Here is a 15,805-nt window from a genome sequence, read left to right on the forward strand (position 1 = left end):
AAAAGAACTTTCTGAATCCTATCCTTCCAACGTGGGCTTTAAAAATGGACTGGCGATTTCCTACCAATATTTAGGTAACACGCAGAGCAGTTTGGGCAATTTGGAACAGGCTTTACAGTTTTTTGAAAAATACAATAGTTTAGAAAGAGAACTTTATGAAGCCTATCCGAGTAATGTGGGCTTTAAAAACGGTTTGGCAGTATCTTATCTTTATTTAGGTCAAACAGAAGAAAAATTAAATAATATTGCCAATGCCAAAAAGTATTATTTGCAAGGGCAAAAACTTTATCAAGAGTTGGTAAAAGATTTTCCTACTTATCACAATTTTAGACAAAACCTGCAATGGGTAGAAAACCACCTAAAAACCCTCGCATAGCCAAGTGCAGCTCCCTTGGGCGGTTGTTTTTTGCAGGGCGTAAAAAAATGTGTAAGTTTGCAGTGCTTAATATTTCACCTTATACCCTCTCCATTTTTGCGCATGGACTACAATCCGCAAGAGTACGAACCCAAATGGCAGCGTTATTGGCAGGATAGCCAAGTGTATCGCGCCGAAGATGCCAGCTCACAGCCCAAGTGTTACGTCTTGGATATGTTTCCCTACCCTTCGGGGGCAGGTCTGCACGTGGGACACCCCCTTGGCTATATCGCTACCGACATTTTTAGCCGCTTCAAAAAGCTCAAAGGCTACAACGTGCTACACCCCATGGGCTTCGATTCCTTCGGACTCCCCGCCGAACAGTACGCCATCGAAACAGGGCAACACCCCGCCCTAACCACTGCCGAAAACATCGATACCTTCAAAGCCCAATTAGCCAAAATCGGCTTCAACTATGATTGGAACAGAGAAATCCGCACCTCGAATCCCGACTATTACCGTTGGACACAGTGGATTTTTATACAAATTTTTGAGTCTTATTTTGATAAAAAAGAGCAAAAAGCAAAGCCCATCAGTCAGCTAATTGCCCTTTTCGAAAAGGAAGGCAACGCCAACGCCAATGCCGCCTGCAACGAAGATACACCTCTTTTTACTGCTCACGAGTGGCAGCATTTTTCCGAAAAAGAGCAATCGGATAGGCTTATGCACTACCGCTTGGCATATTTGGCTGATGCTTACGTCAATTGGTGTCCTGCCTTAGGTATGGTGCTTGCCAACGACGAAGTAAAAGACGGTCTTTCCGAGCGCGGCGGACACCCCGTAGAGCGCAAACTGATGAAGCAGTGGATGATGCGCATCACCGCCTACGCCGACCGCCTTTTAGAAAACCTCGAAGACTTACAATGGTCTGATGCCCTCAAAGAAATGCAGCGCAATTGGATAGGAAAATCCTACGGCTGTGAGATTGATTTTGAGCTACAAGGTGGGGTAAAACTCACTGCCTTTACCACACGCATCGATACGATTTACGGCGTTACGTATTTAGCCTTAGCTCCTGAATTAGAGATAATTAGCGAACTTACGACGGCAGAGCAGCAGCAGGCTGTTGCCCAATATGTGGCGTATGCTAAAAATAGGTCGGAAAGAGAGCGTCAGGCGGAGGTCAAGACCGTTTCGGGAGTCTTTACGGGTAGTTATGCGCTGAATCCTTTTTCGGGTGCAAAAGTGCCGATTTGGGTTGCCGATTACGTCTTGTCGGGCTATGGTACAGGCGTTGTGATGGGCGTTCCTGCCTCTGATGAGCGCGATTTTCGCTTCGCTACGCATTTCAATTTGCCGATTGTGCAGGTACTCGATAAGACGCAGGTAGATGAAAACGGCAATGTCGTAGAAGCCTATTCTGAAAAGGAAGGCAAGATGGTCAATTCTGCCTTTTTAGATGGTTTGGAAGTAAAGGAGGCGATACAAAAGGCAATAGAACACGCTGAAAGTCAGGGTGTTGGCAAAGGAAAGGTTAATTTCCGCTTGCGTGATGCCGCTTTTAGTCGCCAAAGATACTGGGGCGAACCTATGCCGATTTATTACCAAGAGGGTATTCCCAAGCCTTTGAAAGAGGAGGAGCTACCTTTGCTTTTGCCTACCATCGACGAGTACCGTCCCACAGCCGACGGACAGCCGCCCCTTGCACGCGCCAAAGATTGGAAATACAAGGGTAAATATGAGTACGAAACCACTACCATGCCCGGTTGGGCAGGCTCTTCGTGGTATTTCTTGCGCTATCAAGACCCCGACAACCGCCGCGAATTTGCAGCGCGTAGCCACACCGATTATTGGAATCAGGTGGATTTGTATGTAGGTGGCACTGAACACGCCGTAGGGCATTTGCTCTATTCGCGTTTCTGGACACAATTTTTGTACGATAGAGGGCATATTGCCTTTAAAGAACCCTTTAAAAGGTTAGTCAATCAGGGTATGATTCAAGGCAAGTCGAGCCTGATATACCGTTTGAAGGAAGAAAACAAGTATATTTCTGCCGATTTGGTAAAAAATTATACCAAAGAAGAGAAAGAAAATCTGCAACAGTTACACGTCTGGATTGAACTTGTAGAAAACGACACTTTGAACATTGCCAAGTATAAAAAATGGCGCAGCGAAGCCGCACAAGCCGAATTTGTGTTCTCGAAAGATGGCAATTTTTACTGCGATTCGCAGGTAGAAAAGATGTCGAAACGCCTACACAACGTTGTCAATCCCGACGACATCGTGCGCCAATACAGTGCCGATACGTTGCGTTTATATGAAATGTTTTTAGGTCCTTTGGAATTTTCAAAGCCTTGGGATACAAGCGGCATCGAGGGTGTGAGCAAGTTTTTGCGCAAGGTTTGGCGACTTTTCTACGACCGCGATACGCTTTTGCTCACCGAAGAAGCTCCCACCGAAGCCGAATTGAAGGTTTTGCACAAGACCATCAAAAAGATAGAAGACGACATCGAGCGGCTTTCTTTCAATACCGCAGTGAGCGGCTTGATGATTTGTGTCAATGAATTGCAGGATTTGAAATGCCACAAACGCGCTATCTTAGAACCGTTTTTGGTCTTGCTTTCGCCCCTTGCGCCACACCTTTGCGAGGAGCTATGGCAAAATGCTTTGGGCAAAAAAGATAGCATTGTATTGGCAAAATTTCCTACCTTCGAGGCACGTTATCTGGTTGAAAATCAGATAGAATACCCCATTTCTATCAATGGCAAAGTGCGCGATAAAATCACCCTTGCTGCCGACATCAGTGCTGCCGAAGCCGAAAAAATTGTACTACAATCTGAATCAGTACAGAAATGGTTAGAAGGGAAATCGCCTAAAAAGTTTATTTTTGTACCCAAAAGAATTATCAATTTAGTGGTCTAAAAAATAAGCTGCTTTGCATTTATGTAGGGACAAGGCACTGCCTTGTTCGCCTTGTTCGCCTTGTTCGCCTTATCCGTAGGCACTGTCTTGTCTGCATAGATAAGATTGAAATATAAAACTGAAAATCGTTTGTTCATTGCTATTTATATTCCCAAAAGCGATTGAAGCAAAAAAGCCCACAGACTTTTTTTTGGTCTGTGGGCTTTTTAAATGGTCTTTAAATAGGCTTTAAATCTCTAAAAACGGATATTTGTAATCGGTAGGCGGCACAAAATTTTCCTTGATGGCACGTGGGCTTACCCAGCGGAGTAGGTTGAGATACGAACCTGCTTTGTCGTTTGTACCCGAAGCGCGACTGCCCCCAAAAGGTTGCTGCCCTACTACTGCTCCTGTGGGCTTGTCGTTGATGTAGAAATTGCCTGCTGCATGGCGCAATTTTTTGATGCCATATTCGAGGGCGTAGCGGTCTTTGGCGAAAAGCGCACCCGTTAGGGCGTAGGGCGAGGTCTTGTCGGTGAGTTCCAAAACGCGCTCATAGTCGTCCGCAGCATAGACATAAATCGTCAGCACGGGACCAAAAAGCTCCTCGCACATGGTTACGTACATCGGGTCGGCTACCTTCAAGACGGTAGGCTCGATGAAATAGCCCACAGATTTATCGTAGTTTCCGCCTGCAATAATTTCTACATTTGCATCTTTTTTCGCATTGTCTATGTATTTTGCCAATTTGTCAAAAGATTTTTCATCGATAACGGCATTGACAAAAGTGCCAAATTCTTCGGGCGACCCCATCTTGATTTCGGCAAGCATGGCTTTCATTTCCTTTTCAATCTCTGCCCAAAGGTTATCAGGCAGATAGGCGCGTGAGGCGGCTGAACATTTCTGACCCTGATACTCAAAAGCTCCGCGCACTAAGGCGACGGCTACTTCTTTGGCATCTGCGCTGTGGTGGGCAACCACAAAGTCTTTGCCCCCTGTTTCGCCTACAATGCGTGGGTATGATTTGTATTTGTGAATATTATTGCCGATAGTTTTCCATATATTCTGAAAAACGCCTGTACTTCCTGTAAAGTGTATCCCTGCAAAATCGGCATGGTTGAAGATGACCTCGCCTGTATCTACGCCTTCGGTATAAATTAGGTTGATAACCCCCGCAGGCAGCCCTGCCTTTTGGAAAACTTCCATGATGACGGCAGCGGAAAAGATTTGGGTGAAAGCAGGTTTCCAAACTACTACATTACCCATCAGGGCAGGTGAAGCGGGCAAATTGCCTGCAATGGCGGTGAAATTGAAGGGCGTAAGTGCAAAGATAAAGCCTTCTAAGGGGCGATGCTCCAAACGATTCCAAATCTGGGGCGAAGAGATAGGCTGTTCGCTATAAATTTGCTGCATATAATAGGCATTGAAGCGCAAAAAGTCTATCAATTCGCAAGCCGAGTCTATTTCGGCTTGATACGCATTTTTAGACTGTGCCAATACCGTTGCCGCATTGATTTTGGCGCGATAAGGACCTGCTAAAAGGTCGGCGGCTTTTAAAAAGATGGCGGCGCGTGCTTCCCAAGCCATATCTTCCCATTCCGCTTTGGCATGCAGGGCGGCGCGAATGGCTTGCTCTACGTGGCTCTTGTCGCCTTTGTGAAAATAGCCGATAACGTTTTGATGGTCGTGAGGCGGCGCAATGGCTACTTTTTGCTCTGTTCTAACTGCCTGCCCACCAATGTACATGGGAATATCGGTAAGGGTAGCGCGAAAAGCGGCGATAGCTTCTTGTAGTGCCTTGCGTTCGGGCGAGCCTGCCCCATAATTCAAAACAGGTTCATTCTTCGGGGGGGGGATTCGGAATATCGCGTTAGACATAAAAAGCGGTGTTTTAGGTGTGTGATGGCTTCTGTGAAAAAGCGAATGACTAAAAGCAAAGGTACATCTTTTTTCACTTGCTACCAAGATAGCGGCTTCGAAGGCGTGGCAAAATCGCTTTGCGAGCTGAAAAGCAGCCCTATTAAATTCTAAAAAACAGATGAAATGTAGGACAAGGCACTGCCTTGTCCTAAATTAGATTGAAATAAAATGATGCAGGGAGGCGCAAAGTAGAGTTTAAGCCAAATTTTATTTCGTAAAAATTGACAAGATAAGGTTTTGTAAAATTTAACATTTCTGTAAATGTAGGGACAAGGCACTGCCTTGTCCGAAGTGAGATTGAAACAGAAACGGTGTATAGATTAAATAGTTTTAATAACTTTTATTGCATGGGATTGCATGCAACAAAATCGCTTCCTACAGATACTAAGTTTTTTATATTGCTGCCTAACTTTATATTTTACACTGTTACGTGCGCTGCTTTTTGCATCAAGCCAAAAAAAAGAGTATCTTTGCTTGTCATTTTGTAGATAAAAATATTGATGCCCGCCCTATGATTTTTCAAAATAGCTGCTTAATTTCTTCCTTTTTTGCCCTTTTTTTGTGGGCAGTTTCGTTTTTTAGCCTATCTGCCCAAGAGTTGCGTTGGAACGTCATCATCAACGACGGGCAGGTGCAGACCCAAGATAGGCAGGTGGTAGCACAACTCAAAAGCACCATCGAGACCTTTTTGAATACTACCGTCTGGACAAGCGACGAATTTTTGGAAGCCGAGCGCATCGATTGTACGCTGCTGCTCACCTTAGACAAAAAGACTACGCCCGAACAAGGTTTTTTTTCGGGAAAAGGGCAAATTCAGTATAGCCGCCCTATTTATGGTACAAATTACCAATCGCCTGTTTTAGATTATTTCGACAACTTTTTCGAGTTTAGCTATCGCAATGGCGACCAAATGAACTTTGTAGAAAATGCACCTTCACCGCCACTGCCTGCACTTTTGGCGTACTATGCGTATTTGATTTTGGCTCTCGATTACGACACTTTTTCGAAGTTGGGTGGCAATCCTTATTACGAAAAGTTGCAAAATCTTATCAATAATGCCCAAAGTTTGCCTACAAAAGGCTGGACAGCAAGCAGTGATGTGCGCTCGCGTTATTGGCTTTTCGAAAATCTAAATAACCCCCAATATGCAGATTTCAGAGAAGGGCTTTACACCTACCACCGCTTGGCATTGGATAAGATGGGCGAAAATCCGTTGGCAGCACGTAGCGAAATATTGAAATTGCTTAAAAAGTTTCCCAATATCGCCCGTATTCAGCCCAACTCTATTCTATTGCAGACCTTTTTCAATACCAAAGGCGAGGAATTGATACAAATTTTTATGGGTGCAGAGCCTGCCATTCGCCAAGAAGCGGCTACGGTTTTGCTGCAATTAGACCCCAGCAATGGCAACCGCTACCGCCAACTGACCAAGTAGCGTTAGAGAAAGTACATCAATTTTATTATTCATTTTTAAACAAAATCTTAGAAAATGGCAAAAACAGCTCTCATCACAGGCAGCACACGTGGCATTGGCTTGGGTATCGCACGCGCATTTGCGGCGGCAGGCTATAATGTGGTCTTTAATGGTTTGGAGGAAAATGGCGAGGAAATTGCGCAAGGCGTGGGGCAGGAATTTGGGGTAGGTACGCTTTTTTCACCTGCTAATATGCTTGAAGGGGAGCAAATTCGCCAGATGGTGGCGCAGGCAGAGGAAAAATTTGGCGGTGTAGATGTGCTTATCAATAACGCAGGGATTCAGTTTGTTTCTCCTGTCGAGGATTTCCCCGAAGCGCGTTGGGAAATGATTATCGGCATCAATCTTACATCGGCATTTCATACCAGCAAAGCCGTTTGGAAGGGCATGAAGGCGCGTGGTTTTGGTAGGATTATCAACATTGCTTCGGCGCATGGGCTTCGTGCGTCCGAATTTAAGTCTGCTTATGTGGCTGCCAAACATGGCGTGGTGGGGCTTACAAAGGTCTTGGCTTTGGAAGGTGCGCCTTACGGCATTACGGCAAACGCCATCTGCCCTGGATATGTGCTTACGCCCCTTGTAGAAGGGCAGATTAAAGACCAAGCCAAAGCGCATGGCATTTCAGAAGAGGAAGTGGTACAAAAAATTATGCTCCACAAACAGCCCGTCAAAGACTTTGTTTCAGTGGAATTATTGGCAAATATGGCGTTGCTTATCGCTTCGGAAAGCTCTAAGACCCTCACAGGGGCAGCTCTGCCCATTGAAGGCGGCTGGACGGCGCAGTAGGTAGCCCAAAAGAAGTTGCGCAAAATTGGTTTAAAAGTCGGATAAAAACAACTGCAACAAAAGACCTCATTTTTCCAAACCTTTTCGCTGCCTTTGATGCAGTGAGAAGGTTTGGTAGTAACAATTTTCGTCCTTTTGCGTATATTTTTGCGCTCGGAATTGCTTTTTTGAAAAAAATACGTAATTTTGGTATTCTCAATATGCGATTGTATAAAGGCAAATTTCTTACTTAGGCAAGAACTTTGTACCCTTTTTTAAAATTTTCACCACTTCAACCTCCGACCACCACAAAAAGCATTAGAAAATGACTAAAAATCTAAACAATCTCAATCCATACGGATACGTGAAAGACGGCAAAGTATTCTTGAAAGGCTACTTAGATTTGCCTGATAGAGAGATTGGCGTAGTTCGCGAAACAGAAGAAGCCAGTATCCAATACTTTGTAGACCGTTACGACAAGTTCAAAGAAAAATTAGAAGTTTTGGAAAGCCAACTCAAAGAAACGAGCAACAAAGGCTCTTATTTGATGAAGCTCACCCACATGCGCACACACCTACATAGCTACAATGCCTTAGGCGATTTCGTAGCCTTACTCCAGCAAATCGAGAGCATCGAGAACTACATTGTAGATTACATCAAAGACAATCGCATCAAGAACAAGCAAATTAAGGAGCAACTCTTGATGGAAGCCGAAGAACTCAAAGAGAGCAGCGATTGGGAAGAAACAACCGAGAAAATGCGTGAAATCAAGATGCGATGGATACGCACAGGAAGTATCGGTGACAATGAGGAAGCCTTTTCAGAACGCTTCGACGAGGCTATCAATCACTTCTTCAAACGCCGCAAAGACTTCTTCGAGCGCGAAAGGCAGGAATCTGACCACCGCGTAGATTTTTATACCAAGATTATTGAGGAGTTAGAACACATCAACCGCCGTCTGGAGCGTGTCGGCGAGGAGGAGCAGAAAGAAATGCGGGCGCGTGTCATTACCTTGCAGCGCGATTGGAAAACAGTAGGGCAAATTTCGAAGTGGAAATACCTCAAACTATGGAAGCGTTACAAGCGCGAAATAGACGACTTTTTCAATAACAAAGCCATGCAAGAGCAGGGCGGACGAGGTTTTGGCAAAAGGCAGCAACCGCGTCCCCACAAGATTTTCTTACAGCCCACGCCTACTACGCCTGCGGGTATTTTGAAGCGAAAAGAGGACGTTTGTAAGTTTGTCGAGGATATAAACGAAAACTTTAAGCCCATCAATCTCAAAGACATCAAGACCCTACAAGCCGAGTGGAAGCAAATGGGCATTATCCGCGACAATGAATCTGACAAGGAATACAACCACCGCTTTCATTCTACTTGCAGCGAAATCTTTACCCATGCCTTTTTGGAAGCGCAGGTAAAACAAACTTTCGAGGGCTATACCGAAAAGACGAGTTTTGAGCAGGTCAAACTCAAAATCAAACTCCTCAAAGATGCCATTCGCGACGACGAAACACAACTGCAAGAAATTACGCGCGGTGTCCAGACCGACTCTTTTGGCAGACCTCAATTCGAAATGCGCAATCCTGCCCATGAAGCCCTCAAACTTTCATACATGAACACGCTCAATAAAATCAAGACCGAAAAACGTATCTTGAAGCGTTTTCAAGCCTTACTCACCAATCACTATTATTAAGAGATAAGGTGGTTGTCGGAGGCTTTGTTCATAGCTCCAATAGAAGGCAGTATTTTTGGAAAAGCCTTTTATTGGGGCTTCTTTTGTGGTTCGGCTACAAAAACAAAGGCAACTTTTTGTTTTTTTTATCGTAGTAAAAGCCGCTAAGGAAAACCAAAACGCGCTTTTGGCGTTTATGATAAGAAAGAAAAATAACGCTTTTTGACTTTTTGGTATAAGGTTTGGAACTTTCGCTGCTCTTGCCTATCTACACAAGGAAGGAAACGAAAAAAACAAAATATTTTACACCCAAAGAATAGGTACAACTTGCTTGTGTAAGAAAAAAAGAGTATTATTCCCCAAACAATAGCTCGAAGGTCGTATCTTTGCGCACTTTATTCGAACCGCCCTGAAAAAGAGTGCCTTTTTATCTTGATTTTCCTTTTTCTATTGTCCTTATCATTTCACTTAAAATCTTGCCAACGTATGTATTGGACTCTCGAACTTGCTTCTTATTTAGAAGATGCTCCCTGGCCTGCCACCAAAGATGAGCTTATCGATTACGCTACGCGCACAGGTGCGCCGATGGAAGTCATAGAAAACCTCCAAGATTTGGAAGATGATGGCGAGCCTTACGAAAGCATCGAGGAGATTTGGCCTGATTATCCCACCAAAGAGGATTTCTTTTTCAACGAAGATGAATACTAAGCGAAAAACTAACATTTCTTTGGGAAATGTTAGTTTTTTTTAGCTCCCTACCCAAAAAGGTGCGATTTGGCGACGCTGCAAAAGCCTGCTTTCATTTTTTTTCCTATTTTTGTGAAGCCAAAAAACGCGCTCTTTTTTTATCGCTTTTTCAAAAGTAGGCGGCTTGGGCTTTTCTGTAGCTGCTCAAAAAATGCAATCATGTCTGAACAAAAAAATTCTACTGCTATTTCCAATAAGGCTGCTACAAGCCTGCAAAACGACTTGCTCCTTCGTGCTGCCAAAGGCGAACAGGTAGAGCGTCCCCCCGTCTGGGTCATGCGACAGGCAGGGCGTATTTTGCCTCAATACCGCGCTGTGCGTGAGCGGCTTTCGGGTTTTATCGAGCTGGTTACTACGCCCGAATTAGCTGCCGAAGTTACTTTGCAGCCCGTTGATATTTTGGGCGTAGATGCGGCTATTATTTTTTCAGATATTTTGGTTGTCCCCGAAGCGATGGGGCTGCCCTATGAGATGATAGAAAAAAGGGGACCTTATTTTCCCAACACAATCCAAACGGTTGAAGATTTAGACAAACTCCCCACTCAAATAGACGTTGCCGACCGCCTAAGTTATGTCTTTGAAGCGATTGCGCTCACCAAAAAAGCCTTAGCAGGGCGCGTGCCGCTGATAGGTTTTGCAGGCGCACCCTTCACTATTTTTGCTTATATGGTAGAAGGCAAAGGCTCTAAAACTTTCGATAAAGCCAAAAAAATGCTTTATACGCAGCCCGATTTGGCACACGCGCTTTTAGAAAAAATCACCCAAACGACGATAACTTACCTCCGTTTGCAGGTAGAAGCAGGTGCAGATTTGTTACAAGTATTCGATTCTTGGGCAGGTTTGCTCTCTTTGGAGCAGTATCGCATTTTTAGCTTGCCTTATTTGCAAAAAATTTGTCAGGCAATTCCACAAGTCCCCAAGACGATTTTTGCCAAAGGCGCAGTGGCGGCGCGTCAGGACATTGCTCATTTAGATTGTCAGGTGGTGGGGCTGGATTGGACAATGCCCATTGCCGAATCGCGTGCCTTAGCAGGTGAAAAGACCTTACAAGGCAATTTAGACCCTTGTGCTTTGTATGCTTCCTTTGCCGAAGTAGAAAAAATGACGCGCCAGATGCTCATCGAATTTGGCAGGCAGAAACATATTGCCAACTTAGGGCATGGCGTGTATCCCGATACGGAATGGGAAAAGGTGAAATGTTTTATCGATACGGTCAAGGGTTTTTAAGACTCGAAACCGCGCTTGCCGTTTTGCCACTGTTTGTGTTCTTTTTTTTCGACCTTCGTAAAAATTTAAACCCAAAATTAAACCCTAAGCGTCGTAAAGATACTTAGGGTTTGTTTTGGATTTTGCTTCAATCCAACTTCGGACAAGATAATATTTTCCTCTACAAATTTGGGCTACCAAGTAGCGATAACCGTTTTTCCTGCCTTCGTAACTTGCTGTAAATCAACTTCAATTTTGGCATCTAAGGGAAGAAACAAATCCACACGTGAGCCGAATTTGATAAAGCCAAATTCTTGTCCTTGCTCTACAATTTGCTCCTCTTTTACATACCAACAAATTCTACGCGCAAGTGCGCCTGCTATCTGTCGCATCAGTAGTTCTTTTCCGCTGCGGTGCTGCAATACAACAGTGGTGCGCTCGTTGTCGGTGCTTGCCTTTGGATGCCAAGCGACTAAGTAAAGACCGGGGTGATATTTAAAAAACTTTACCTTTCCTGTAATGGGGTTGCGATTGACATGCACATTGATAGGCGACATAAAAATTGAAACCTGTTTGCGTTTGCCCTTGAAATATTCAGGCTCTTCTACTTCCTCTATCACGACAACTTTTCCGTCGGCAGGAGCTAAGATTTGGTTTTCATTTTTTTCTATCACGACAGTTGGGTTGCGGAAAAATTGCAACACAACCAAGAAAAAGAACAATCCTATTCCGATGGCGATATTGTGAATCCAGACGTTTTCGGTAAAGTAGTGTGCTGCGCCAATGAGAGCGGCGAGAGCTAAGGTGGTTATCAATAAGGAGGGATACCCTTCGCGGTGAATAGTCATAAGAGTTGGGATTGGTGTAAAAAAGCAAATTCGAGCGTGCTGCCAAAAGGAGGCTAAGAATGGGGTTTGAGGCAAGTTCTTCAAAGAAAGAAGCGGCAAATTTAAGCCTTCTACAACGAATCTCAAAACATCAAGATTTAAAAAATGTAAAGGCGAGCTTTTCTTAGCCCAAAACTAAACTCATAGCTTGTAATTTTCGTTTAAGAAAAACAACTTATGCCCCAAATTGGCTACTGCGGCTGCCTTGCAGAAAGGCGGCACACTTCAAAAATTGTCTATCCTTATCTTCTCTATTACGATACAATTCGTTGATTATGAGCAACTTAACCCTGCCTCCCAATTTAGTCCAGCAGTTGCCCCTAAGTGTAGGCGTGCAGCTTTCTCAAATGCCACAGGCAGCGCAAGAAGAATTTTTCCACCTCTATACCAGCCAAGCACGTTCTACTTCGGTTTCCTATATTCTGCACCTTTTGGTCATGGGTACGCATTATGCTTATCTGAATAAATGGATTTCCCAACTTTTTTATTGGCTTACGGCTGGCGGTTTCGGCTTCTGGTGGCTCATAGATTTGGCGCGTATTCCGAGTATGGTACAAAAGTATAATAATCAAATCGCTGAAACGATTATGAAAGATTTGCTTATCAAATACGAAACCAAATCGGAAGCCTATTTGCGCAAGCATGCCTATGCGCACCCCGATAGAGAGCGCAATTTGAAAAGCACACATCCGATTGTCAGCAGCAAACCCAGCTTGCCGCCCCTGCGTCCGCGCCCTTTGAAGCCTGCCCTCAAAGACGCGCTCAATCCTTCGCTCGAACACCTGCAAATGGATAGCCTCTTAGACTACGACTTCAAAACTTGGCGGGTAGCCCAAGAGTGGCAATACGATTGGGAAGATGGCGAAAGTCTGCGCGAATTTAAGTTGGTTTCTGAAATGGAAGCCCAAAGTCTGACTCTTTACCTTAAAAAAGAAGGCGGACATTTGGAGGTCTTTGTGGCACAAAAAATAAACATTCACCTTTTAGATGAAGAATTAGAAGAGGAAATCCTAACCAAACAAAAACCGCGCAATGTATTAGCCTATAAAGAGCAGAATTTTTATAGAGAGCCGCAGCGTAAGGGCTTTTGCTTCGATATGAGCCTGCCGAACCCCGTAACCAAGCTCATGGCATGGGAATATTTCAATGAGGCACAAGACCAAATCCTACGCCTCGAAACTTACGACCAAAATCAAGGCTATCGCGCCCTTATCGGAGAGCGCGTTTCGGTTTATGAATTTAGCAATATTTTGCTCAAAGGGATTCAAGATTTTGACTAACTTGCTGCCTTTATCGGCACAGTGCCTCTTTTCTTTATCTCTTTTTTATGAGCTTTCTCAAAAAATTAGCTTCTGACACCGCTATTTATGGCGTGAGCAGCCTTTTGGGGCGTTTCCTAAACTACGTCTTAGTGCCTTTCCACACAGGCATCTTCAAACCCGAAGAATATGGTATCGTTTCGGTTTTTTATGCCTATGCAGTCCTCTTAAACGTCGTTTATACCTACGGCTTCGAAACGGCGTTTTTTCGTTTTGCTACGCTTGCCAAACAAAACAACACAAACGATACAGCAGGAAAAACAGCCTCGCCCGAACAGGTCTTCAATCTTGCCCTAACTTCGCTTTTGCTTAGTAGCCTGATTTTTTCGAGCCTTCTTTTCTTTTTTGCCCCTGAAATTGCGACTTTTTTAGGCTATCCCTCTGCCCAAAATTACCTCTATTGGTTCGCCCTGATTTTAGCCATCGATGCAGTGGTGGCGATTCCCTTTGCGCGTTTGCGCTTGGAAAATAAGGCGAAAAAGTTTGCTTTTATTAAGTCTTTCAATATCGTACTAAACGTTTTTTTTAATTATTTTTTCCTTTATTTTCTAAAAAATGCTGCCGAAGGAACTGCCTTTGAAGGGCTGAAACCCTTAGCCGATTGGCTTTATGACCCCAATTTAGGACTTGGTTATGTTTTTTTAGCCAATCTAATTGCTAATTTTTGCTTTCTGCCCTTGCTCTATGCCGAATGGCGGCGTTTTCGTTGGGTTTGGCTGCCCAATTTATGGAAAAAAATGTGGCTTTATGGCTACCCTATCCTATTGATAGGCTTGGCATATAGCGTGATGAGCGTGGCGGATAGGACATTTTTGGAGTGGTGGCTGCCGCCTAATTTTTATCAAGGGCGCAGCAGCCTTGATGCCGTTGGGATTTATTCGGCTTGCTACAAGTTTTCCATTTTTATCAATTTGGCGGTGCAGGCTTTTAAATATGCTGCCGAACCTTTCTTTTTTGCCAAAGCCGCCGACAAGGATTCGCCACAGACCTTTGCCACTATTTCCACTTACTTTTTATGGGCTTGTTTGGCAATGTTTGTAGCGGTGAGCCTTAATATTGGTTGGCTCGCGCAGTGGCTTATTTCGCGCCCTGATTATAGAGAAGGACTGGAAATTGTGCCAATTTTGTTATTATCCAATACCTTTTTAGGACTTTATTACAATATTTCAGTAGCTTTTAAAGTTTCAGACCGTACTTATTTGGGCATCTACACAACACTAATCGGCGCACTGGTTTCAATTGGAGTCAATTACGCCCTTATTCCTCATTTGGGCTATATGGGCAGTGCTTGGGCTACTTTGGGGAGTTATGCCCTGATGCTGCTAACGGCGTATTTTTTGGGGCAGCGTTATTTTCCAATTCCCTATCCTTGGGGGCGCATGTTGGTGTTAATAGGCGTTGCTTGTAGCATTATTTTATACTTTCATTTTTTACAAAGAGAAATTTATACTTCTATACAATTCGTAGATTATATTTTACCTAATTTTGTATTGCTTATTTTTGTAATAGTGAGTTATCTTTTCGTAAAAAAGTCATAAACTTGATGATAGGATACGATGATGTAAAATTCTAAAAAATAGATTCAAATGTAGGGACAAGGCACTGCCTTGTCCGAAGTGAGATTGAAATAAAAAAGGTTTTTCAAACCCAAAAATTGGGTTCAGCCCAAATTTTATTTCATTTCTAATTTGACAAAACTTTGACAAAATAAGGCTTTTTACAGAACTTAACATTACTGGGGTTTGGGGTGGGGTGCATTTAAGACTTTTATCGTTGCAACAACGCCCAGAAATTAACATTATCTTCCTTTGTAGCAGGGTGCATTTTGAACTTTTGTCGTTACAACAGCAGTCGGCAGGCTTACTCAAAAACGCTTTTGAGTACAGGCAGCGAGCGCAAAAAGTGCATTTCTTCTATTTGGCTTTTGTAGAAGCGCAAAATGCTATCCAATAAAATACGCCTTTGTCGCAGGCTAATGGGAGGAATTGCCTCCTGATAGGGCGAACGCCAAAGGAGTTCCATATAAAGCAAGCCTTCTTCATCTAAGGGAAAATGGTTGGGTGCCATCTCTAATAAATCTTGCACTTTTTCTATGCCAAATCCTAAAAAAGTAATGAGTTTGAGCAAAAATTGTAAGTGGAAATTTTCGTATTGTGTAGGCAGTTGGTCTAAGGTTGTAAAACTTTGTACTAAAAAATGGTATAAGTCGGGTTGTCTTTCTTCTTCTTGCAAGCATTTTCGCAGTACCTCTGTTAGGAAAAGTGAGATGGTAGTTTTGCGAATCTCGAAAGGCAGTTCGGCGTAGGCATACAAAATTTGGGCATCAGAAATATAGTTTAGTCCTTTATTGGGGCGGTTATAGACGACCAAATCTAAGATATAAAGCGGCTGATAGAGGGCTAATTTTTTTTGTGCCGCCTTACTTTTTTGTTTCACCCCCTTAATTAGATAGCTTTTATTTCCGAATTTTTCTGTAAAAATTTTGCAAATAATAGAACTTTCACCGTAAGGGGTATAGCCCAACACGATACCAGCCGTTTTTTCGAGCATGTATGA

At 43.7% G+C, this 15,805-nt stretch carries 13 protein-coding genes; 9 read left to right on the top strand and 4 right to left on the bottom strand.

Annotated features, from left to right (window positions below; genetic code table 11):
• Together G500_RS26040 and leuS are read left to right on the top strand one after the other, a co-directional pair.
• Nucleotides 1–376: hypothetical protein (locus G500_RS26040; RefSeq protein ID WP_211220163.1), on the top strand; the 376-nt coding region annotated here is incomplete at its 5' end.
• Nucleotides 377–478: 102 nt separating this feature from the next.
• Entirely contained in the window at nucleotides 479–3,277 is a 2,799-nt protein-coding gene (leuS, locus tag G500_RS0114255; protein WP_027003043.1) for a leucine--tRNA ligase, read from the top strand.
• Here leuS and G500_RS25760 read toward each other — a convergent pair.
• A complete protein-coding gene (locus tag G500_RS25760; RefSeq protein ID WP_154657167.1) occupies nucleotides 3,274–3,414 on the bottom strand; it encodes a hypothetical protein in 141 nt (46 codons plus the stop codon). The two genes, leuS and G500_RS25760, sit on opposite strands and share 4 nt — an antisense overlap.
• Nucleotides 3,415–3,505: 91 nt before the next feature.
• Complete coding sequence (gene pruA, locus G500_RS0114265; RefSeq protein WP_027003044.1) at nucleotides 3,506–5,134, bottom strand: L-glutamate gamma-semialdehyde dehydrogenase; 1,629 nt, start codon at nucleotides 5,132–5,134, stop codon at nucleotides 3,506–3,508.
• Between the two features lie 601 nt (nucleotides 5,135–5,735).
• On the opposite strand from pruA, the gene porD reads away from it, so the two are divergent.
• From porD to hemE, 5 genes are all read left to right on the top strand, one after another.
• Nucleotides 5,736–6,611, top strand: coding sequence for a type IX secretion system protein PorD (gene porD / locus G500_RS0114280; RefSeq protein WP_027003045.1), 876 nt, complete (start codon nucleotides 5,736–5,738; stop codon nucleotides 6,609–6,611).
• 54 nt (nucleotides 6,612–6,665) lie between these two features.
• Entirely contained in the window at nucleotides 6,666–7,436 is a 771-nt protein-coding gene (locus G500_RS0114285) for a 3-hydroxybutyrate dehydrogenase (protein WP_027003046.1), read from the top strand.
• 304 nt (nucleotides 7,437–7,740) lie between these two features.
• A complete protein-coding gene (locus G500_RS0114290; RefSeq protein ID WP_027003047.1) occupies nucleotides 7,741–9,111 on the top strand; it encodes a DUF349 domain-containing protein in 1,371 nt (456 codons plus the stop codon).
• A gap of 465 nt (nucleotides 9,112–9,576) precedes the next feature.
• On the top strand, nucleotides 9,577–9,798 hold the full coding sequence (locus G500_RS0114300; RefSeq protein ID WP_027003048.1) for a DUF2795 domain-containing protein: 222 nt from the start codon (nucleotides 9,577–9,579) through the stop codon (nucleotides 9,796–9,798).
• 198 nt (nucleotides 9,799–9,996) lie between these two features.
• Nucleotides 9,997–11,064: a uroporphyrinogen decarboxylase gene (gene hemE / locus G500_RS0114310; protein WP_051203653.1), complete on the top strand. Its 1,068-nt coding sequence runs from the start codon at nucleotides 9,997–9,999 to the stop codon at nucleotides 11,062–11,064.
• A 173-nt stretch (nucleotides 11,065–11,237) separates the two neighbouring features.
• Here the strand turns inward: hemE and G500_RS0114315 are convergent, their stop codons facing one another.
• The gene (locus G500_RS0114315; RefSeq protein ID WP_027003050.1) at nucleotides 11,238–11,891 is read right to left on the bottom strand and encodes a phosphatidylserine decarboxylase family protein; all 654 of its coding nucleotides are present in this window, start codon (nucleotides 11,889–11,891) and stop codon (nucleotides 11,238–11,240) included.
• Nucleotides 11,892–12,205: 314 nt separating this feature from the next.
• Here G500_RS0114315 and G500_RS25160 point away from each other — a divergent pair, with 314 nt between their 5' ends.
• Both G500_RS25160 and G500_RS23610 read left to right on the top strand, forming a co-directional pair.
• A complete protein-coding gene (locus tag G500_RS25160; protein WP_051203656.1) occupies nucleotides 12,206–13,210 on the top strand; it encodes a DUF4178 domain-containing protein in 1,005 nt (334 codons plus the stop codon).
• A gap of 47 nt (nucleotides 13,211–13,257) precedes the next feature.
• Nucleotides 13,258–14,787, top strand: coding sequence for an oligosaccharide flippase family protein (locus G500_RS23610; protein WP_035757493.1), 1,530 nt, complete (start codon nucleotides 13,258–13,260; stop codon nucleotides 14,785–14,787).
• A 322-nt stretch (nucleotides 14,788–15,109) separates the two neighbouring features.
• Here the strand turns inward: G500_RS23610 and recO are convergent, their stop codons facing one another.
• A complete protein-coding gene (recO, locus tag G500_RS0114335) occupies nucleotides 15,110–15,799 on the bottom strand; it encodes a DNA repair protein RecO (protein WP_027003051.1) in 690 nt (229 codons plus the stop codon).
• Between the last annotated feature and the right edge of the window lie 6 nt (nucleotides 15,800–15,805).

The sequence above is a fragment of the Hugenholtzia roseola DSM 9546 genome, assembly GCF_000422585.1.
GTDB classification, from domain to species: Bacteria; Bacteroidota; Bacteroidia; order Cytophagales; family Bernardetiaceae; genus Hugenholtzia; species Hugenholtzia roseola.